Below are 21440 nucleotides of genomic sequence, written 5' to 3' on the forward strand. Positions count from 1 at the left end.
ATCCCCGGACACCGCCGGTGGTTGGCTTGCCTTCAGCCGAGGGGAGGCATTCATGGCGGAAATCGTACTGGTTCACGGCGCTTGGAGCGACGGCTCGGCGTGGCCGGAGGTGATCCCCGCGCTGCACCGGCACGGACATCGGGTCCGTTCGGCACACCTGCCGATGACCTCGCTCGCGGACGACATCGCCGAGGTTCGCCGGGAAATCGCGACCTTCGGCGGCCCGGTCGTTCTGGCTGGCCATTCCTATGGCGGCGCGGTGATTTCCGGTGCGGCGAAGGATAATCCGCAGGTCAACGCCCTTGCTTACTTCGCGGCGTACGTTCCGGACGAAGGCGAGAACGTGCCTTCGCAGAACGGCAAGTTCCCGGGCTGGCCCTCGAACGGGCCGCCGCGCTGGCCGCGGTGCAACGACGCGCTCGCGCCGGCTGCTTCGCCGCACCCGCGGGTCCTGGTGCCTGGCGCGACCTGCCGACGGCTTACGCAATGTCCACAGAGGACCGGGTCCTTCACCCGGACCTGCAGCGCTGGCTCGCCGAACGGGCTGGGGCGGATTGTGTCGAGCTGACGGCCAGCCACTATTCGCTGCTCTCTCAGCCGGAGGCGGTGGCCACGGTGATCGACAAGGTGGCAGCCCAGTAGCGGTTACTCCCCCGCCGCGGCCGCGAGCACCGCGAAATCGGCTGCCCGCATCGGTCGCGCGTGCGCGGGGCGCGGAGTACTCGGCTCCCTGATCACGGTGACCGGCACTGTGGTCAGGCCGAGCCGCAGCGCGACGGCGATCCGGTGATTGCCGTCGAGCGTGCCGAAGTCCTCGCAGAACCCGAGCCGCAACGACGTCCGGATTCCGTGCCGCGCGATGTCCTCGGCGAGGGCGTCGAGGTGGCGCGGAGTGTCCACCAGAGCGGAGCCCACCGTTTCCCGGTCCACCGCCCGGTACCGGACCACAAGCGGGACAGGCAGTTCAACCGGTATCCGCCCCCTGGCACGACGGAAATTCAATTGCCCAGTCCCGTCCGGAAAGCCGAGTATCCCGGCCATGACCACCGAACCCGCCCGTTGTGCCCCGTCCCGCTGTCTCGCCGCACGCGGCAAGCAGCAGACGGCGCAGGAAGGGACCGGTCAGGCCGTGCGATGAGCGTCGCGCTGGTCGCGGGGCTCATCGCCGGGTACGGGATCGCCATGCCGTCGGTGCGATCGGCGTCTACCTGGTCGAACTCACCGCTCGCACGTCGTGGCGGCCGCGGCGTTGGGTGTGGCCACTGCGGACGGCGGCTACGCCTTTCTCGCCACCATGGCCCCAGTCACCACGCCTCTGCACCTCACCTCCGCCGTCGCGCTGTTCCTGCTCGCCGCGTGGACCGCAGTCCGGGCGATCCGGCGTTATCGACCCCCGGAGATACCTTTGCTGGCACCAGAACCGCACCCGCTGCGGGCGTACGCGACGTCTGCTCAGTCCGTCCACCATCATCTGCTTCACCGCACTCGTCCTCGGCCACCGACACCGTATTCGCGGCCGCCGCGTTCGCCGCTTCGGCCAGCTGGCAATTGTTGCTGGCCATCGGCGGAGCGTTGCTCGGACGCGGCGGTGCGACTCCGCTAGGAAAAGACCGTGCTTTCCCTTACCTCCAGGGAAAACGGCGGCTGCACCGAGCGCGGCGCAGCACTCTCGGTACCGGCGAGGCGGCTGTGGATCAGGTCGATCGCGGCCTCGGCGATAGCCGCCTTGTCCGGCGAGATCGTGGTGAGCGCGGGGAGGCTGAACGCGCTCTCCTCGGTGTTGTCGAAGCCGACGATCGCGATGTCCTCGGGCACCCGAAGCCCGTGTTCGGCCGCCGAACGCAAGGCGCCGACGGCCAGCAGGTCGTTGAAGCAGAACACCGCGTCCGGCGGTTCTTCCTGTGCCAGCAAGCGTTTCATCGCGGCCGCTCCCTCGGCGCGGTGATACTTCGCGACCGGTTCCACCAAGGAGTCCGCCGACGGCAAACCAGCGTCCGCCAACGCGGCCCGGTAGCCGGCGAGCCGCAGCGACGACGTCCCGCGCTTGGGGTTCGCGCCGATCGCCGCGATCCGCCGACGGCCGAGGGACACCAGATGCGACACCGCGACGTGTGCGGCCCGCACGTTGTCGATCGCCACCCGGTCCAGCGCGACGTCCACCGCGTGCTCGCCCAGCAGCACCAGCGGGATTTTCCCTTCCGCGTCAGGGAAATCGTCCGCTTCGAGCGCTTCGGGATGCACCAGGGCACCGTCGACCAGATGCGGGCCCAGTGAGTCCACTGTGGCCCGTTCCCGGTCGCGAGTCCCTTGCGTCTGCTCGATCAGCACGCTCCACCCGCGGCGCTGCGCGGCGGTGATCACCAGCCCGGCCATTTCGCCGAAGTACGGAATGCTCAGCTCCGGCACCATCAACGCCAGGAACCCGGTCCGCCCGCGGCGCAGGTTGCGCGCGCCGACGTTCGGCCGGTACCCGGTCGCGGCCAGTGCCTCTTCGACGCGCCGCCGGTTCTCGGGCTTCACGAACGCGTAGCCGTTCACCACGTTCGACACGGTTTTCACCGAAACGCCCGCCAGCGTCGCGACGTCCTTCAGGGTCACGGCCACGCCGACTCCTCATCTCGTCCGCCCAGAGCCCATCACGAGCCCGCGAGGCTCTCGGCACCAGCCCCGACGACCACGTAGTGTAGCGACGTTTTGCCTGTTTACAACGTTGTTCCAACGATGTAAAAATAGCCGGAGCTCGGCGGGTGACGGTCGTCACGCCGCCGAGCGGGTTGCCCCAGTCGTCGGCTGCGAGGAGTCCGCCGTGTCCCCGTCCGTCCCTGCCCGCTTCGCTCTGGTCGCCGGCACCGCCACCGCACTCGTGCTCGCCGGGTGCACCAGCCGCGAGGAAACCCCGGCCGCGCAAAGCAATGGCTCCGGCCCGGCCGCCTCGGCCGCGTCCGCCGCGCCGACCGCCGACGGCTGCACCATCGACAAGACCGGGTACCCGAAACTCGATCCGAAGACCGCGATCGTCGGCTTCTCCCAGTCGGAGAAGGAGGCGAACCCGTTCCGGATCGCCGAGACGCAGTCCATCCGCACCGAGGCGGGCAAGCTCGGCATTCCGGCCGACCACCTGCTCACCACGAACGCGCAGAGTGACCTCAACAAGCAGATCTCGGACATCAAATCGCTGCTGGACCGGGGCGCGCAGCTGCTCATCGTGGCCCCGCTGAACTCCGACGGCCTGCAGCCCGCGCTCGACGCGGCGAAGGCGAAGAAGGTCCCGGTCGTCACCATCGACCGGCAGGTGACGTCGAAACCGTGCACCGACTACCTCACCTTCATCGGGTCCAACTTCATCGAACAGGGCCACCGCGCGGCCGCCGCGCTGGCGAAGTCCACCGGCGGCAACGGCAAGGTCGCGATCCTGCTCGGCTCCTCGGGCAACAACGTGACCACCGACCGCACCAAGGGGTTCAAGGACGAACTGGCGAAGACGCCCGGGCTCACCGTGGTCGCCGAGCAGACCGGCGAGTTCGACCGGTCCAAGGGCCAGTCGGTGATGGAGCAGCTGATCCAGAGCCATCCGGACCTCACCGCGGTGTACGCGGAGAACGACGAGATGGGCATCGGCGCGGTCAACGCGCTCAAGACCGCGGGCAAGAATCCCGGCAAGGACGTGAAGGTCGTGTCCGTCGACGGCACCCGCAACGCGGTGCAGCTGATCGCCGACGGCAGCTACAACGCGGTCATCGAGTCCAACCCGCGGTTCGGGCAGCTGGCGCTCCAGACGCTGCAGCAGTTCGAGGACGGCAAACCGATCCCGCCGAGCATCGTCATCACCGACGACTCCTACGACGAATCGAACGCGGCCCAGAAGGTCGGGAACGCGTACTGATGACGAGCACGGCCGACACTCAGGTGGCGACCATGACCGCACCGGTGCTCGAGGTGGCCGGGGTGACCAAACGGTTCCCCGGCACCGTGGCCCTCGACAATGTCTCCTTCAGCCTGCGCCGCGGCGAAGTCCACGCGCTGGTCGGGGAAAACGGCGCGGGCAAGTCCACTTTGATCAAGGTCCTCACCGGCGTGTACCGGCCGGACGAGGGACAGGTGCGCCATCTCGGCGAACCGGTCGAGTTCCGCAGGCCGATCGACGCGCAGCGCGCCGGGATCTCCACCATCTACCAGGAGGTCAACCTCGTTCCGCTGATGAGTGTGGCGAGCAACGTCTTCCTCGGCCGGGAACCGCGCACCCGCACCGGATTGATCGACTGGTCCACAATGAACGAGCAGGCGCGTGAACTGCTCAGCGGGTACGGGATCGACACCGACGTGCGGCGTCCGCTGCACACGCTCGCGGTCGGTGCGCAGCAGATGGTCGCGCTGGCTCGCGCGGTGTCCACAAAGGCCGGTGTCGTCGTGATGGACGAGCCGACGTCGTCGCTTGAACCGCGCGAAGTGGACACCCTGTTCGAAGTGCTGGCCCGGCTGCACGCCGACGACATCGCGGTGCTCTATGTGAGCCACCGAATGGACGAGCTGTACCGGGTGTGCGAAAGCGTCACGGTGTTGCGCGACGGCCGAGTGGTCCACAGTGGAGCACTGAAGCCATTGCCGCGCATCGAACTGGTGTCGATGATGCTCGGCCGGGAGATCCGCCAGATCCGCGCTGAGGGCGTCACCGCGTTCGGTGAGGAGCATCATGCGGAGAAGGAACCGTTGCTGCGGGCCTCTCATCTATCCGGCGGGAACAAACTGCACGACGTTTCGGTGAGCGTGCGGCCGGGCGAGGTCGTCGGACTTGCTGGGCTGCTCGGATCCGGCCGAAGCGAGACCGCACGAGCTGTGGTCGGAGCCTTCCCGCTCGACGGCGGTACTGTGCTGCTGGCCGGGAAGCCGTTGAAGCGCGGGAAAATCTCCGCGGCGATGCGGGCTGGGATCGCACTGCTGGCCGAGGACCGCAAGGCGGACGGGATCATTCCGAACCTGTCCGTGCGGGAGAACATCGTGCTCGCCGCGCTGCCGCGACTGTCCACTTTTGGCTTCGTCAGCCGGTCCAAACAGGACCGCGTGGTGAAGACGTTCATGGAACGGTTGCGGATCAAAGCGTCCAGTCCAGAGCAAAAGGTGTCCGAGTTGTCCGGCGGCAACCAGCAGAAGGTCTTGCTGGCGCGCTGGCTCGCCACCGGACCGAAAGTGCTGCTGCTGGACGAGCCCACGCGCGGCATCGACGTCGGAGCCAAAGCCGAGGTGCAGGCGCTCATCGATGAACTGGCGCAGGACGGGCTCGGCGTGCTGCTGATTTCGTCCGAGTTGGAAGAGATTCTCGACGGCGCGGACCGGGTGGTCGTCCTGCGCGAGGGCAGCGTCGCCACCGAACTGGCCGGCGACGCGGTCACCGAAGACAACGTGCTGGCGGCGATAGCCGCAGGGGGTGACAACGATGTCGACCGCGACACTGACCAGACCTGACCGTGCCCGCGTCACGAGCTGGCTGCAGAACTACGGCGTCTACCTGGCCGTGGCCGTGCTGCTGCTGTTCAACATCGCGTTCACGCAGAACTTCCTCTCCGCGGCCAACTTCCGCACGCAATTGGTACAGGCCGCGCCGGTGTGCATCGTCGCGCTCGGCATGGCGCTGGTGATCGGCACCGAGGGCATCGACCTGTCGGTGGGCTCGGTGATGTCGGTCGCCGCGGCGCTCGTCCCGCTGTATCTCGGGGCCGGGCCGCTGATGGTGCTCGTGGTCGCGCTGATCGCCGGGGTGGCTTCCGGTCTGTTCAGCGGATTTCTGGTGGCCCAGCTCGGCATTCAGCCGATCATCGCGACCCTGGCCTTGCTCGTCGGCGGTCGCGGGCTGGCGCTCGTGATCGCGCACGGGCAACTGGTGCAACTGCACAACCCGGACTTCCTCGCGCTCGGCACCGGCGACGTGCTCGGTGTGCCGATCATGGTCCTGGTAGCCGCTGTCCTCTCGGTGCTGGCCGGCTTGCTGGTGCGGCGCACCACATTCGGGCGGCACCTGGTCGCAGTCGGCGGCAACCGTCCCGCGGCGACACTCGCCGGACTTCCGGTGAAACGCGTCCTGATCGGCGTGTACGCCATGTCCGGCGCGCTGGCGGCAATCGCTGGCGTGCTGTCCACCGCGCGACTCGCCGCGAGCGATCCCAACGACCTCGGCCTGCTGATGGAACTGTCCGCGATCACCGCGGTGGTGGTCGGCGGAACTCCGCTCACCGGCGGCCGCGTGCGCGTGCTCGGCACCGTGTTCGGCGCGCTGCTCATGCAATTGGTGCACGCCACGCTGATCAAGCACAACCTGCCCGATTCCGCCGCGCAAATGGTGCAGGCCGCCATCATCGTCGCCGCGGTGTACGTCGCCCGGGAACGGAGCACGCGATGATCGCGACCACCGCCGCCCCGCCGTCGGAACGCGGCGCGGCGTTCGCGGCAGTCCTGCAACGCCAAGGCGCGGCCGTGGTACTTGTGCTCGGCGTGGCTGCCGCGTGGTTCGCCTTCCCGCGCTTCGGATCCGCGGACAACCTGCGCGACCTCGCGCTGCAAAGTTCTTTCCTGGCGGTAATCGCGCTGGGCATGACTTTTGTGATCATTTCCGGCGGGATCGATCTGTCCGTCGGCTCGGTGTACGCACTCGGCGGCGTGCTGGCCGCGTACGGTTCCCGATACGGTATGGTCGTCGCGATCCTGCTGCCACTAGTCGTTTGCGGACTGATCGGGTTCATCAACGGCCTTCTCATCGCTCGCACGAAGATGGCACCGTTCATCGTCACGCTCGCCTCGCTGTTGTTCGCTCGCGGCCTCCTGCTGGCATTGACCAACGAGGGCGCGACAACGTACAAAGTGGAGCCGGGTTCGGCGTTGCTCTGGCTGGGACAAGGCAAGATCTTCGGCGTCGGCGTACCGGTGTATCTCGCGCTGGTCCTTTTCGGACTCGGTGGACTGCTGCTGCGCCGGACCCGGTTCGGCCAGTCGGTATTCGCACTCGGCGGCTCGGAACAGTCCGCGTTGCTGATGGGTCTTCCGGTGGCCCGCACCAAAATCACCCTCTACGCCCTCAGCGGCACGCTCGCCGGATTCGCCGGCGTGCTTACCGCGGCGTACCTGCAATCGGGCGTCACCGTGCTCGGCGTCGGCACGGAACTGGACGCGATTTCCGTCGTGGTCATCGGCGGAACGCTGCTCACCGGCGGCGCGGGAACCGTCATCGGCACGCTCGTCGGCGTGCTGCTGAAGACGCTGATCCAGAACGTCATCAACCAGGTCGGCACTCTCGATTCCAACTACCAGACGGTGGTCAGCGGCGCGTTCCTGCTGGTCGTCGTCGTGATCCAGCGGCTGCTGGCCCGCTCCCGCCGATCCTGACCCGCGCAGTTCCCCCTTCGGATCCACCTGTTAGTAGGAGGTTCGACGATGGTCCGTCCTGCCCGCAGACCCGGCCGTTTGGCCACGGTAGCCGCCGCGCTCGCCGTGGCCGTGTCCGGGTTGTCGAGTGTCCCCGCCGCCGCGGCCGATCCACCGCAGTGGCACCGCCTCACCCCTCCCCTGACCACCCCGTGGACCAACCAGGTCTCGCCGGGCAACGCCCTTCCCGAATACCCGCGGCCGCAGATGACCCGCGACAACTGGCAAAACCTCAACGGCGTCTGGGAATTCTCCGCCGCCAAACCAGGCGACTCCCCGCCGGTCAACCGCAGTCTCGGCGAACGCATCCTCGTGCCTTACCCGGTGGAATCCGCGCTGTCGGGAATCATGCGGCACGAAACGTCGATGTGGTACCGGCGGACGTTCCAGGTGCCGAAGAACTGGCACGTCGGCGGGCGGGGCGAGCGGCTGATCCTGCACTTCCAAGCGGTCGACTACGACACCACGGTCTGGGTCAACGGCCATCAGGTCGCCCGCCACACCGGCGGTTACGACGCGTTTTCCGCGGACGTCACCAATGCGTTGAGCACCGGGAAAGACCAGGAAGTCGTCGTCGGCGTCACGGACCCCAACGACGCGGGCGGGCAACCGCTCGGCAAACAGCGCGAGCCCGGCGACGGAATCTTCTACACCCCGACCTCCGGCATCTGGCAGACCGTCTGGATGGAGCCGGTGACCCCGGCCTCCATTTCCCGGGTCGACACCACTCCCGACGTCGCCACCGGCTCGGTCACCGTCAACGCCGTAGTGGGCGGACCGGTGAAACAACGCGTGCAAGCCGTCGCCTACGACCATGGCCGCATCGTCGGCTTCGCGTCCGGACCGGCGAACACTCCGTTGAGGCTCAAGGTGAACAAGCCGCACCTGTGGACGCCCGACGATCCGTTCCTGTACGACCTGCGTGTCTCCCTGACCTCCGGGGACAGTGTCGGCTCGTACTTCGGCCTGCGGTCGGTCTCGATCGGCAAGACCGCCGACGGCAAGCAACGGATGATGCTCAACGGCAAGTTCGTGATGCAATTAGGCCCGCTGGACCAGGGTTTCTGGCCGGACGGCATCTACACCGCGCCCACCGACGCGGCGCTGAAGTTCGACCTGGAGCAGGAAAAGGCGCTCGGGTTCAACATGGTGCGCAAGCACATCAAGGTCGAGCCGGACCGCTGGTACTACTACGCGGACAAACTCGGCCTGCTGGTGTGGCAGGACATGCCCGCGATGAAGGACGACATCGAAGCGACACCCGCGGCTCAGGCCACCTTCGAGTCCGAGCTGCACCGGATGATCGACCAGCACCGGAGCTTCCCGTCGATCGTCACCTGGGTCCCGTTCAACGAAGGCTGGGGCGACTACGCCGTCGGCCGGATCGCCGACCAGGTCAAGGCCTGGGACCCGACGCGGCTCGTGGACGCGGAGTCCGGCGTCAACTGCTGCCGGTCCGAACCGGACAGCGGCCGCGGCGATCTCTACGACGACCACACCTACACCGGCCCCGGAACCCCGGTTCCAGACGCTAACCGTGCCGCGGTCGACGGCGAATACGGCGGCCTGGGCCTGAAGGTCGACGGACACCAGTTCGACCCGGCCGGCAGTTTCGCCTACGAGATGGAACCGGACAGCGCCACGCTCACCCGTCGCTACGCCGAACTCCAGCAACGCCTCCTGCTCGCCGGACGGCAATGCGGGGTGTCGGCAGGTGTGTACACGCAGACCACCGACGTGGAAAAGGAGGTCAACGGCTTCTTCACCTATGACCGTCAGGTGAAGAAGATGGACTTCGCCGCCGTCCGGGCCGCGAACCTGTCCGTGATCAAGGGGGTCGACGGCTCGCCGCAACAGGGTCCGGTGATCCCGCCAGGCACCCCGGGCATCGACGGAATCGCCGCGTACCCGTTCGACGAGAACAGCGGCACCAAGGCAGCGGACACCGTGGACCACCACGACGCAACGCTCGTCGGCGGCGCTTCCTGGACCGCCGGCCACAGCGGTTCGGCACTGGCGGTGAACGGCTCCGGCCAGTACGCGGACGCCGGTGCGCCGCTGGTGAAGACCGACCTGAGCTACAGCGTCGCCGCATGGGTCAAGTTCAACGCGGTCGGCGACGGTTTCCAGACCGTGGCAAGCCAGGACGGGAACGACCACAGTGCGTTCTTCCTGCAGTACTCCGGCGCGGACCACAAGCTGGCGTTCAGCTTCGTGGGCACGCGAGCCCTCGCCCCGATGACGCCGGAAGCCGGACGCTGGTACCACCTGGTCGGGGTTCGAGATGCCGCTACTGGGCAACTGGCCTTGTACGTGGACGGTCAGCTGGCGGCGGCGAAGAGCGTCTGTCTCGGCGAGGCGTCCACCGGGCACACCGTGATCGGGCGCGGGAAGTACGGCGGCAACCCGGTCGACTTCCTCAACGGGGCGGTGGATCAGGTGCATCTGTACGACCGGGCGCTGTCCGCTGCGGAGGTGGCGAAGCTCTACGCTTCCTGACGGCTGCCAGAAAGCGCCTGGACCTGCGAGTTCGCGGGTCCAGGCGCTTCTTTTCCCCGGTGCCGGGATCGATACGATTGGGCGCACACAACAGGACCGAGCCCTGAGGAGCCAACCGACGCGACCTCCGCCCCGCCGGACGCATTGGCTCCCGACGGCATCCGCCACCGGGTAGCGCGGTAGCGACGGAAGTGCTCGCGCCCTGGGTGTGGGTGCTCAGCCTGCCTCTCGTCGCGGCCCGCTGGTGGGAATCACCGATTCTCTGATCCCCATGGCGGTGTCATCGTGCGCGGAGCGAACGCGGAAAGCGGGACAGCCACCACGTCACCGACCGCACGGTCGTCTCGTGCTGCTCGTCGGCGGCGCGCAATGGTCGGCGGTGGCGGCTATCTAAGCCTCGCCTGGGGCCTCCCGCTTCGCCCGCACCCGCCGATAACTCCAGATCAGCAACGCGAACAAAATCAAGCTGGACAGAATCAGACTGGTCCCGGTGCTCCACCCGCTCAACGGCAGCGACCGCACCGTCCCCCACACGATTCCCGCGGCCAGCAGGGCCAGCCCGGCCAGCACCGAACCGGCGATCCGCAGCGGCGAGGACACGCTCTCCTCCGCGGCTTGCATCGCCCGCGTCCGCACCGGGTCGACAAATCGCTGCAGCGCCGGGAACTCCGAGGCCAGCACCAGCAGCCCGGCCAGCACCAGCAGCAACCCCGGTCCCGGCAGCACGAGCAGCACGACTCCGACGATCACCAGCACCCCGCCGACGACCGAGAGGAGCACCCGGCGCACTGGCTTGCCCAATCCCATCAGGTCAGTGTGCCGCCGGGCTCGCGGTACTGCCAGCCGGACTGTCCATACTGGACCCCGGCGGCGGACCCGCCGGTTTTTGTCGGTGCCGGGTGCTTAGCTGCTCAGCGTGGCCGAATCACTGCCCGACCTCATCCGCCGCTGGCAGGCGGGATGGGGCGTGTCCCGAGGATTCCGGCCCGCCGAAGAAAGCCGCGGCGGGCTGCGCGTCCTGCTCGAACAACCGGATCGGCATCGCGAGGTCATCGCGTTGTCTGCCGAACCCGACGTCCTGCGCGGCCTCGTCGAGGAGGTCGCCGCAGCAGAACGCCCGACCTGGCTGAGCGTGCCCGCAAACCGGCCGGAAGAAGCCGAAGCGATCGTGCGCGAGGCTGGGCTGAAGCTGCGGGACGGGCGCGAAGCGCTCATGACCATTCCGCTGCGCCGGCACCCACCGCGTCCGGCCCCGCCGCCCTACACGGGTGCGACCACCATGAACGGGGCGGTGTGCGAAACCGTGCTGCGACACCCCGATGCGGGCGTCGCGGCGCGAGGAACCATGGCCGTGGTCGGCACTGACGCGATCGCGGACCGGATCGAAACCGTCCCGGACCATCGCCGCCGCGGTCTCGGCAGCGTAGTGATGAGTTCGCTCGCGGAAAACGCCGTGGCGCGTGGCGCGACCACCGGGATCCTCATGGCCACCGCGGACGGGCACCAGCTGTACTCAGCGCTGGGCTGGAGCACGCGCGCCACCGTCCTCATCGCCCAGAGCCCGGCAGGCTGAGATGGAATGGCTCACCGACACCCGAACGTCCTACGACGCCGTGGCGGAGGACTACGCCACGTTCGTCCGCGACGCGCTCGGCGAACAGCCGTATCTGCTTGCCGCACTGCGGTTGTTCGCCGAACAAGTCGCCGACGGCCCAGTCGCCGACGTCGGCTGCGGCCCCGGCCAGATAACCGCCCATCTCAACAGCCTCGGCATAGCCGCGTACGGCATCGACCTCTCCCCCGGCATGATCGCGGTCGCCCGGCGGGACTATCCAACCCTGCGGTTCGAGGTCGGTTCGCTGACCGATCCGCTGCCGACCGCGGCGCTGGCCGGGATCGTGGCGTGGCAGTCGGTCATCCACCTGCCCGACGACCTGCTCCCGGCCGTCCTCGCGAATTTCCGTCAAGCACTGCGTCCGGACGGAGTACTTCACCTGCTCTTCCAGGTCGGCGACGAAACCCGGCTCAAAACCGAGGGCTACGGCGGCCACCCGATGCAGGTCCAGGTCCACCGCCGCCCGCGAGAACGCATGACGACGTGGCTGCGCGACGCCGGATTCGCCGTCGAGGCCGAGCTGCTCCTCAACCCCGAAACCCCGGCGCCGCAGGCACTCTTGACCGCTAGGAGCCGCCGTCAGTGACCAGCCAGCAACTGCTCGAACGACAGCGACGCGTACTCGTCGTCCGGCTTCGCCTCGGGCGCCGCCGCGACCAGTTGCGCCAGCTCGCGGCCAGCCCGCTCCACGCGCTGCTGCAACGCACCCGTCGCCTCGACGCTGCCCCAGTCCGACGACGCCGCGTACACGCCGGTCGCGACCATGGCCGCGCGAAGGTAGGCGAAGAGCGGCCGCAGCGCGAAGTCGAGCGCGAGCGAATGCCGTTCCGTACCGCCCGTCGCGGCGAGCAGCACCGGCTTGCCGTCGAGCGCTTCCTTGTCCAGCACGTCGAAGAACGATTTGAACAGCCCGCTGTAGGAAGCGGTGAACACCGGCGTCACGGCGATCAGGCCGTCCGCACGCGTCACGGTGTCGATCACTTCCCGCAGCTGCGGGCTGGGGAACCCGGTGAGCATGTTGTTGGTGACGTCCACCGCGATGTCGCGGAGTTCGAAGACCTTCACCGTCACGTCGTCGTCGACCAGCGCGGCGCGGGTGGCCTCGGCCAGCCGGTCGGCCAGCAGCCGCGTCGACGACGGCTGGCTCAAGCCCGCGGTGACCACGGCAATGGTGCGTGCAGTCATGACCTCTCCACTAATCCGGCGAAACCCAGGTCAAGCGGTGACGGACTGGGCTTCGCGAGCCGCCTTGAGCGATTCGTGCGTGGGCGCGTCCGGCACGTGCGCCGGGCGCTTCGCGTCCAGTTCCTCGCGCAGCACCGGCACCACCTCTTCGCCGAGCAGGTCGAGCTGCTCCAGCACGGTCTTCAGCGGCAGGCCGGCGTGGTCCATCAGGAACAGCTGGCGCTGGTAGTCGCCGAAGTGCTCGCGGAAGGTCAGCGTCTTGTCGATGACCTCCTGCGGGCTGCCGACGGTCAGCGGCGTCTGGTCGGTGAAGTCCTCCAGCGACGGGCCGTGCCCGTAGACCGGGGCGTTGTCGAAGTACGGCCGGAACTCGTTCCACGCGTCCTGCGACTTCGGCCGGATGAACGCCTGCCCGCCGAGCCCGACGACGGCCTGGTCGGCTTTGCCGTGCCCGTAGTGCTCGAAGCGCTGCCGGTAGAACGCGATCAGCTGCTGGAAGTGCGAGGTCGGCCAGAAGATGTGGTTCGCGAAGAACCCGTCGCCGTAGTAGGCGGCCTGTTCGGCGATCTCCGGGCTGCGGATCGAACCGTGCCACACGAACGGCGGCACGCCGTCGAGCGGGCGCGGCGTCGAGGTGAAGCCCTGCAGCGGGGTGCGGAACTTGCCCTGCCAGTCGACGACCTCCTCGCGCCAGAGCTGGTGCAGCAGCGCGTAGTTCTCGACGGCCAGCGGGATGCCCTCGCGGATGTCCTTGCCGAACCACGGGTAGACCGGGCCGGTGTTGCCGCGGCCCATCATCAGGTCGAGCCGCCCGTCGGCCAGGTGCTGCAGCATGGCGTAGTCCTCGGCCAGCCGCACCGGGTCGTTGGTGGTGATGAGGGTGGTCGACGTCGAGAGGACGATCTTCTCCGTCCGCGCCGCGATGTTCGAAAGCAGCACCGTCGGGTTCGCCGGCGCGGCGAACGGCGGATTGTGGTGCTCTCCGACAGCGAAGACGTCGAGACCGACCTCTTCGGCCTTGAGCGCGATCTTGACCATCGCCTTGATGCGCTCGTGCTCCGAGGGCGTGACGCCCGTGGTGGGGTCGGTCGTGACGTCGCCCACCGAGAAGATTCCGAACTGCATGACCGCTCCCTAGCCGGTTGCCTCTTACCTTGCTTGTCGGCACAACTACTCGCGTGGAAGATGTATTCCTACGGGACTATACCGGTGACCTGGGACACGCTCCAGGACGCCGTCCGGGGCGCAGCGGCCAGTTCCTGTCAGGGGGTGCGGATATCCTGCAGTACGGTGACGGCCCGGGGCCCCTGCTCCGGCCGCCTGTTTGCCCACCGAACAGCACGCCTCGATCCGGGAGAACGACCTCGTGACTGCTGAGACTCTGTACGGGGCCGACGACCTGACCCACCTCGAAGGACTTGAGGCGGTCCGCAAGCGCCCCGGGATGTACATCGGCTCCACCGACAGCCGAGGCATCAACCACCTCTTCTCCGAGGTCGTCGACAACTCGACCGACGAGGGCGTGGCAGGCCACGCCACGCGCATCGTCGTCACGCTCCACGCCGACGGCAGCGTCCAGGTGGACGACGACGGCCGCGGCATCCCCACCGGCGTCCACGCCAAATCCGGCCTTTCCGGCGTCGAACTGGTGCTGACCCGGCTGCACGCCGGCGGCAAGTTCGGCGGCTCCGGGTACAAGACGTCCGGCGGCCTGCACGGCGTCGGCGCTTCGGCGGTGAACGCGCTGTCGCACCGCTTCGACGTCACGGTGAAGCAGGACGGCAAGGTGCACCAGATGTCGTTCGCGCACGGCGTGCCCGGCGTGTTCGACGGCCCCGGCCCGAAGGCGAAGTTCACCCGCCGCTCCGGGCTCAACCTCGTCGGCAAGATGAAGCGCGGCGAGCGCGGCGGCACGTCGATCCGCTACTGGTACGACGCGCGGTACTTCGAAACCGGCGCGGCGCTGGACGTCGAGGGCGTGCGCACGAAGCTGCGCAACACCGCGTTCCTCGTGCCAGGCGTCACGTACGTGCTGCGCACCACGTTCGAGGACACCATCAACGAGGAGACCTTCCACTTCCCGAACGGGCTGGCGGACATGGTCGACTTCCTCGCCCCGGACAGCGAAAAACCCGTCTGCGGCACGCTGATGATCACCGGCGAGGGCACATACAAGGAGAACGCGGCGGACGCCAACGGCGTCATGCAGTCCAATGTGGAGCGACACGCCGAGGTCGAGGTCGCGCTGCGCTGGGGCACCGGCTACGAGCGCACCGTGGAGTGCTTCACCAACACGATCCGCAACGTGCACGGCGGCACGCACCGGCGCGGCTTCGACCGCGCGGCCACCCGGGCGCTGCAGGACGTGATCGGCAAAACGCGCGGGCTGCTCAAGGCGAAGGAGGACCCGCCGACCACCGAGGACGTGCTGGAAGGCATGACCGCGGTGATCCACGTCCGGCTGCCGGAACCGCAGTTCACCTCGCAGACCAAGGACGAACTGTCGACCGCGGGCATCACGCGCGTCCTCCAGGGCATCGTCGACAAGCAGCTGCGCGCCTGGACCGAGGACCGGAAAACCAAGTCCGAGGCCAAGATCGTGCTGCAGAAGGTGGTCGACGCGGCGCGCGTACGGCTCACCCAGAAACAGCAGAAAGACGCCGCCCGGCGCAAAACCGCGCTGGAAGGCGCCGCGATGCCGCCGAAACTGGTCGACTGCCGCACCACCGGCGTCTCGCGCAGCGAACTGTTCCTGGTGGAGGGCGACAGCGCGCTCGGCTGCTTTACCGGAGACACGCGAGTAGCGCTTGCCTCAGGCGCCAGCCGCTCCTTCGCGGAGCTCGCCGAAGACTGGAAAGCAGGCATCACTCACTTCGGCTACACCACGAACAAGGCCGGCCGTGTCGTCCTCGCACCGCTCGTCGAGCCTCGAGTGACCAAGCAAGGCGCGGAACTGGTCCGCGTCACGATCGACAACGGCGAATCCGTGCGCTGCACTCCCGATCATCTCTTCCGGCTGCGGGACGGGTCGTATCGACGCGCGGACGCCCTGGCGCCCGGCGACTCTCTGATGCCGCTTTACCGATCCGTCTCGTCCGCCGCCGGAGGAGACAAGCTCAACGGCTACGAACGCGTCTGGATGAACGACCGCTCGGAGTGGGTGTACACGCATTACCTCGCGGACGCCTACAACCTGCGGCACGGTCACGACGACTCGGCGAACGGCAACGTCCGGCACCACATCGACATGAACAAGCGGAACAACGATCCCCGCAACCTCCGCCGCATGACGTGGGAAGACCACGCCGCCCCGCGCGCGTCGATGATGGGAGACCACGTCCACGAGGGCTATCGTGCCTGGCTGGCCGAAGGCGGCTTGGAATTCAAGTCGGCGATGCTGTCGCGCGAGTGGGAGGACCCGGCCTTCCGCACGGCGTGTCTCGCCCGGCTGGCCGCGCTCACCAACGATCCGGACTTCCGGAAGCGGCTCGAAGAAGGTTTCCAAACCTGGTATAGCGGGCTCAACGCCGAGGAGAAGGCGGCTTACGCGGAACGCGTCCGTGCGTTCTTCGCTGAGCCGGGACGGCGCGAGGAGTGGAGCGAACGGTCCGCCCGGCAGTGGCAGGACGAATCGCTGCGGTCTTGGCGCGCGCAGAAGACGATCGAGCAGTTCTCGTGCCCTGGGGAACGGGAGCGGCAGCGGGCCGCGGTCGTCGCCTGGCACGAGGAGCATCCCGAGGTCGGAGAGCAGCACTCCGAGCGGATGAGTGCTCCGGAGACGGGACATCTCGATAAGGTTCAGGCAGGTCGCGCCGAGTACGTCGCGTCCGTTCCCCGCACAGAGCGGGTGGCCAGGCAGCACGACGGGCGGCGGAATGCGGCGTTGAAGCGTCTGTCCGCAATGCTGTCCTGCACAGACGCCGAACTAGGCACCGCCTACGACGCACACCGCAAGACCACCGCGAAGACCGGCTTGCGCTTCGGACGGTTGCTCGCGCATTTCGACGGTGACTACACCCGGCTTCGCGAGGCCGCGAAAAACGCCAACCACAGCGTTGTCAGCGTTGAACCGCTCACTGAGACGGCAGACGTCTATGACCTCACCGTCGATGGTTATCACAACTTCGCCCTCGAATCCGGCGTGTTCGTCCACAACAGCGCGCGGATGGCGCGAGTGTCGGAGTACCAGGCGCTGCTGCCGTTGCGCGGCAAGATCCTCAACGTGCAGAAGGCGTCGCTGGGCGACACGCTGAAGAACGCCGAGATCGCGTCGATCGTGCAGGTGCTCGGCGCGGGAACCGGCCGCACGTTCGACCTGTCGACGATGCGCTACGGCCGCGTGGTCCTGATGGCGGACGCGGATGTCGACGGTTCGCACATCCGCACCCTGCTGATCACGCTGTTCGCGAAGTACATGCGCCCGGTGATCGAGGACGGCAGGCTGTACGCGGCCATGCCGCCGCTGCACAAGATCACCACGAAGGGCCGCGGTTCGGAGACCATCTTCACCTTCACCCAGCGCGAGATGGAACAGAAGGTCGCCGAACTCGAAGCGGCAGGCAAGACGGTCGTCACCCCGGTGCCGCGGTTCAAGGGCCTCGGCGAGATGGACGCCGACGAACTGTGGGAAACCACGATGAACCCGGCGACGCGCTCGGTCCGGCGGATCACGCTCCAGGACGTCGAGGCCGCGGAGCTGGCGCTGGAACTGCTGATGGGCGAGAAGGTCGAGCCGCGGCGCAACTGGCTGGTCGAATCGTCCGACCGCGTCGACCGCGACGCCATCGACGTCTGAGTTTTCCGTTCGTTCCCAAGGAGTTGTGAGCCATGGCTCGCCGTAGCAAGACCCCGGTGACCCGGGTCGACCCGAGCGCGTTCGACTCGCCGGGCGCACAGGTTTTCGACAACCCGCTGAAGACGGAGATCGAAGACTCGTACCTGGAGTACGCGTACTCGGTGATCCACTCGCGCGCCCTCCCGGACGCACGGGACGGCCTGAAGCCGGTGCACCGCCGGATCCTGTTCTCGATGAACGAGAACGGCTACCGCCCGACGCACGCGTACGTGAAGTCGTCGCGCGTGGTCGGCGATGTCATGGGCAAGTACCATCCGCACGGCGACGTGGCGATTTACGACGCGATGGTCCGGCTGGCGCAGGACTTCTCGATGAACGCCCCGCTGATCGACGGACACGGAAACTTCGGCAGCCCGGACGACGGGCCGGCGGCGAGCCGATACTGTCTGACCGGCGACANGGGGGGCGGGGGGGGAGCCGATACTGTCTGACCGGCGACACCCGGATCCGCCTCGCCGACGGCTCCAGCCCGCGCATCGCCGACGTGGTGAACCTGCCCGCCGATTCCGAGGCCGACGCCGACTTCGAGGTGCTCGACAAGGACGGCAAGGCGGTCCAGGTCGACAAGGTCTTCAACTCCGGGGTGCACCCGACCGTCCAGATCACGACCAAGTCCGGCTTTTCCCTCCGCGGCAGCGAAAACCACCCGGTGCTGTGCCTGGAAGCGCCGATGGGCGTGCCGATGTTCCAGTGGCGGCAGCTCGACGAGGTCAAGCCGGGAACCGTCGTCTGCCTCGCCCGCAACGCGTGGACGCAGGTGGTCCCGACCTCATGCGAGTACAACCTCGGCATCCTTGCCGGGGCTTGGGTGTCCGGAGGCTTCGCGAGCGAGAACCGCGCCGGGTTCAACAACACCGACGAGCATTTCTTCGGCGAGGTCCTGCATGCTTACGACCAAGTGGTCGGAGGCAGCCGCTACGTCTCGGAACGCGCGACGCGACGAGACCGCGAACGGATCCGCGAACTCGACATCCAGGACTGTTCCGGAGCGATGGACGCCTTCCGGGCCAGCCCGCTGGCCGAGTTCATCGGCCACCAGGCCGAGGACAAGGTCGTCCCCGAGTTCGTCTGGAACGCCGGCCCCGGCGTGAAACGCGCGTTCCTGATGGCCGCGTTCGAGGGAGACGGCGGTTGCCGCGTCGCCGTTGACGGCTTCACTGTCCAGTACTCAAGCTACAGCCCGCAGCTCGCCGCTCAGCTTCAGGAAATGCTCGCCGAGTTCGGCGTCATCGCCACCCACCGGCAGTACCCGCGGCCCAACGGTTCGATCGAGCACCGCCTGGTGGTGTCCGGGCTGCGCAACGTCCGCGCGTTCGCTGAACGTGTCGGCTTCCTCAAATCGAAGCAGGCGAAGGTGCGGCAGCTCCTGCAGCAGTCTGTAGTGCGGCCGCACCGGCTCAGCTCGGACAAGGTGCCGTTCGTGGCCGACTATGTGCGCGGCGCACTCGACTTCGATCGTCGTGGCAGCGACCGGAAATGGCTCACCCAGCACAACTTCGACCAGATCGAACGGTGGGAAACCGAGCGGCTCCGGATCATCGACCGGATCAAGGACACCGAGATCCTCGCGACGATCCTGCCGATCATGGATTCTGGCTACCGGTTCGAAGAGGTCGTCGACGCCACTGCCGCGGAACCCGCTGAGGTCTACTCGGTGCGGGTGACTACCGAGGACCACTCATTCCTGGCCGGCGGTTTCGTCAATCACAACACCGAAGCCCGGATGTCGAACGAAGCGATGCTGCTCGTCGGCGAACTCGGCGAGGACACCGTCGACTTCCGGCCGAACTACGACGGTTCGCTCGAAGAGCCATCGGTGCTGCCAGCCGCGTACCCGAACCTGCTGGTCAACGGCACGTCCGGGATCGCGGTCGGCATGGCGACCAACATGATCCCGCACAACCTCGGCGAAGTCATCGGCGCCGCGCGGTGGCTGATCAACCATCCCAACGCCACGCTCGACAAGCTGATGGAGTACGTCCCCGGCCCCGACCTGCCCACCGGTGGCAGCCTGCTGGGACTGGACGAGGTCCGCAAGGCCTACGAAACCGGCCGCGGCGTGGTCCGGATGCGCGCGAACGTCGAGACCGGCCCGCTGGAGGGCAGCCGCGGCAGGCAGGCCATCACGGTCACCGAGCTGCCGTACGGCGTCGGCCCGGAGAAGGTGATCGAGAAGATCACCGACGAGGTCAACAAGTCCAAGCGGCTCACCGGAATCGCGGACGTCAAGGACCTCACCGACCGCGAGAACGGCACCCGGCTCGTCATCGAGTGCAAGGTGGGCGTCAACCCGCAGGCGCTGCTGGCGGATCTGTACCGCCTCACGCCGCTGGAGCAGTCGTTCGGCATCAACAACCTGGTGCTCGTCGACGGACAGCCGCGGACGCTCGGACTGAAGGCGCTGCTGGAAGTCTTCCTGAAGCACCGCTACGAGGTCGTCACGCGGCGCACGCGCTACCGCCGCCGCAAGCGCGAAGAGCGCCTGCACCTGGTCGACGGTCTGCTGGTCGCGCTGCTGAACATCGACAAGGTCATCCGGCTGATCCGCGAGAGCGAAAACGCGGCCGCCGCGAAGGACGGCCTGATGACGAAGTTCAAGCTGTCCGAGATCCAGGCGACCTACATCCTGGACACTCCGCTGCGCCGCCTCACGAAGTACGACCGACTGGAACTGGAAAACGAGCAGGACAAGCTGCGTGCGGAAATCGCCGAGCTGACCACGATCCTCGAGGACGAGACGGTCCTGAAGAAGCTCGTGTCGACGGAACTGGCGAAGATCGCCAAGGACTTCCCCACCGAACGCCGCACCCGCCTCATCGACGGCGACTTGAAGGAAGTCCTGGCCGCGTCGAAGCCTTCCGGCCCGCTGGAAGTCGCGGACGACCCGTGCCAGGTGATCCTGTCGGCCACCGGTCTGGTCGCCCGCACCGCAGCGGAATCCGAAGAGGCGTCGGAAGTCCGCCGCCGAAACGGCCGCGTAAAACACGATGCCGTGTCAGCCGTCGTACACACCACCGCGCGCGGCCAGGTGCTGCTGGTAACCAGCCGAGGCCGCGCGTTCAAGACAGACGTGCTGCCCCTGCCTGTGCTCCCGGAACAAGCAGGCACTGTCTCCTTGCGCGGCGGCATGGCAGCAAAAGAGCTGGTACCGCTGGAAAGGGGGGAACGCGTCGTAGGCATCGCCCCGCTGGGCGAACAAGCAGGCAACTCGCCAGGCTTGGCCATCGGCACACGCGGCGGCGTAGTGAAGGTGTGCGCCCCCGACTGGCCAGTGCGCTCGGACGAGTTCGAAGTCATCAGCCTCAAGGCCGGCGACGAGGTCGTCGGCGCGACCTGGCTGACCGACGGAAACGAAACCCTGGCGTTCATCTCGTCGGACTCGTCCCTGCTGCGCTTCGCCGCAAGCCTGATCCGCCCCCAAGGCGCCAAGAGCGGCGGCATGGCAGGCGTGAAACTGTCCGCGAACGCCACCGCGGTCTTCTTCGGCGCCATCCGCACCGACGACGAAGAACACGGCGAACCGATGGTCGTGACCGCAACGGGCCAGAGCGTCAAGGTCACGCCCTTCAGCGAATACCCGGCCAAAGGCCGAGCCACCGGCGGCGTGCGAACCCACCGCTTCCTCAAGGGCGAGACCGAAGTCCAGGTCGCCTGGGTAGGCCCCCGCCCAGCAGGCGCGAGCCGCACCGGCGACCCCGTGGAACTCCCGGAAATCGACCTCCGCCGAGACGGCTCAGGCCACGCCCACCCAGGCCCAGAAGTAGTAGGCCACCTCATCGAACGCGGCTAGCACAGCCCCGCCGTCCGTGAGGGGAACCCTGAGGAACTCTGCTTGGGTTCTAGTGGTGGTTGCAACGCCTGAGTTGTGCAGGGGTT

The 21440-nt window shown here is 67.7% G+C and carries 13 protein-coding genes and 5 pseudogenes; 13 read left to right on the plus strand and 5 right to left on the minus strand.

Annotated elements, in window-relative coordinates; genetic code table 11:
* The first annotated feature begins 52 nt into the window (after positions 1-52).
* A pseudogene (locus A4R44_RS37480) lies at positions 53-642 on the plus strand (alpha/beta fold hydrolase).
* A gap of 3 nt (positions 643-645) precedes the next feature.
* On the opposite strand, the gene A4R44_RS37485 reads toward A4R44_RS37480, so the two are convergent.
* Both A4R44_RS37485 and A4R44_RS37490 read right to left on the minus strand, forming a co-directional pair.
* Entirely contained in the window at positions 646-930 is a 285-nt protein-coding gene (locus A4R44_RS37485; RefSeq protein WP_157905090.1) for a hypothetical protein, read from the minus strand.
* Positions 931-1599: 669 nt separating this feature from the next.
* On the minus strand, positions 1600-2604 hold the full coding sequence (locus tag A4R44_RS37490) for a LacI family DNA-binding transcriptional regulator (protein WP_067591766.1): 1005 nt from the start codon (positions 2602-2604) through the stop codon (positions 1600-1602).
* A 202-nt stretch (positions 2605-2806) separates the two neighbouring features.
* Between A4R44_RS37490 and A4R44_RS37495 the strand changes: the two genes are divergently transcribed.
* The 5 genes from A4R44_RS37495 to A4R44_RS37515 are packed head-to-tail and all read left to right on the plus strand — an operon-like array spanning position 2807 to position 9909.
* Positions 2807-3883: an ABC transporter substrate-binding protein gene (locus A4R44_RS37495; RefSeq protein ID WP_067591769.1), complete on the plus strand. Its 1077-nt coding sequence runs from the start codon at positions 2807-2809 to the stop codon at positions 3881-3883.
* Positions 3883-5460, plus strand: a complete 1578-nt coding sequence (locus A4R44_RS37500; RefSeq protein WP_067591771.1) for a sugar ABC transporter ATP-binding protein — start codon at positions 3883-3885, stop codon at positions 5458-5460. The genes A4R44_RS37495 and A4R44_RS37500 overlap by 1 nt, the downstream gene beginning before the upstream one ends.
* Complete coding sequence (locus A4R44_RS37505; protein ID WP_067591774.1) at positions 5432-6391, plus strand: ABC transporter permease; 960 nt, start codon at positions 5432-5434, stop codon at positions 6389-6391. Before A4R44_RS37500 ends, A4R44_RS37505 begins: the two co-directional genes overlap by 29 nt.
* Positions 6388-7371 (plus strand): ABC transporter permease, encoded by a 984-nt coding sequence (locus tag A4R44_RS37510; RefSeq protein ID WP_067591777.1) that lies wholly within the window; start codon positions 6388-6390, stop codon positions 7369-7371. Before A4R44_RS37505 ends, A4R44_RS37510 begins: the two co-directional genes overlap by 4 nt.
* Positions 7372-7419: 48 nt before the next feature.
* Positions 7420-9909, plus strand: a complete 2490-nt coding sequence (locus A4R44_RS37515; protein ID WP_067591780.1) for a glycoside hydrolase family 2 — start codon at positions 7420-7422, stop codon at positions 9907-9909.
* Between the two features lie 390 nt (positions 9910-10299).
* Here A4R44_RS37515 and A4R44_RS37520 read toward each other — a convergent pair whose 3' ends face one another.
* Positions 10300-10716, minus strand: a complete 417-nt coding sequence (locus tag A4R44_RS37520; RefSeq protein WP_067591783.1) for a PGPGW domain-containing protein — start codon at positions 10714-10716, stop codon at positions 10300-10302.
* Positions 10717-10825: 109 nt separating this feature from the next.
* Here A4R44_RS37520 and A4R44_RS37525 point away from each other — a divergent pair, with 109 nt between their 5' ends.
* On the plus strand, positions 10826-11482 hold the full coding sequence (locus tag A4R44_RS37525; RefSeq protein ID WP_232791955.1) for a GNAT family N-acetyltransferase: 657 nt from the start codon (positions 10826-10828) through the stop codon (positions 11480-11482).
* A gap of 1 nt (position 11483) precedes the next feature.
* Positions 11484-12110: a trans-aconitate 2-methyltransferase gene (locus tag A4R44_RS37530; protein WP_067591789.1), complete on the plus strand. Its 627-nt coding sequence runs from the start codon at positions 11484-11486 to the stop codon at positions 12108-12110.
* On the opposite strand, the gene A4R44_RS37535 is transcribed toward A4R44_RS37530, so the two are convergent.
* Both A4R44_RS37535 and A4R44_RS37540 read right to left on the minus strand, forming a co-directional pair.
* A complete protein-coding gene (locus A4R44_RS37535) occupies positions 12104-12709 on the minus strand; it encodes an FMN reductase (protein ID WP_067591792.1) in 606 nt (201 codons plus the stop codon). The two genes, A4R44_RS37530 and A4R44_RS37535, sit on opposite strands and share 7 nt — an antisense overlap.
* A gap of 30 nt (positions 12710-12739) precedes the next feature.
* Complete coding sequence (locus tag A4R44_RS37540; RefSeq protein WP_067591795.1) at positions 12740-13834, minus strand: LLM class flavin-dependent oxidoreductase; 1095 nt, start codon at positions 13832-13834, stop codon at positions 12740-12742.
* Positions 13835-14075: 241 nt separating this feature from the next.
* Here A4R44_RS37540 and A4R44_RS52795 point away from each other — a divergent pair.
* The 5 genes and pseudogenes from A4R44_RS52795 to A4R44_RS37550 form a co-directional block, all read left to right on the plus strand.
* Positions 14076-15488 (plus strand): annotated as a pseudogene (locus A4R44_RS52795) (ATP-binding protein); the annotation flags it as partial.
* Positions 15465-16859, plus strand: a pseudogene (locus tag A4R44_RS52800) (DNA topoisomerase); the annotation flags it as partial. The pseudogenes A4R44_RS52795 and A4R44_RS52800, both read left to right, overlap by 24 nt.
* A gap of 6 nt (positions 16860-16865) precedes the next feature.
* Positions 16866-17504: pseudogene (locus A4R44_RS52805) on the plus strand (toprim domain-containing protein); the annotation flags it as partial.
* A 32-nt stretch (positions 17505-17536) separates the two neighbouring features.
* Positions 17537-17947 (plus strand): annotated as a pseudogene (locus A4R44_RS47580) (DNA gyrase subunit A); the annotation flags it as partial.
* Positions 17948-18048: 101 nt separating this feature from the next.
* Positions 18049-21354, plus strand: coding sequence for a DNA gyrase subunit A (locus tag A4R44_RS37550; protein ID WP_107648942.1), 3306 nt, complete (start codon positions 18049-18051; stop codon positions 21352-21354).
* The last annotated feature ends 86 nt before the right edge of the window (positions 21355-21440 follow it).

The organism is Amycolatopsis sp. M39 (assembly GCF_001651785.1).
In the GTDB taxonomy this organism is placed as follows: domain Bacteria; phylum Actinomycetota; class Actinomycetes; order Mycobacteriales; family Pseudonocardiaceae; genus Amycolatopsis; species Amycolatopsis rubida.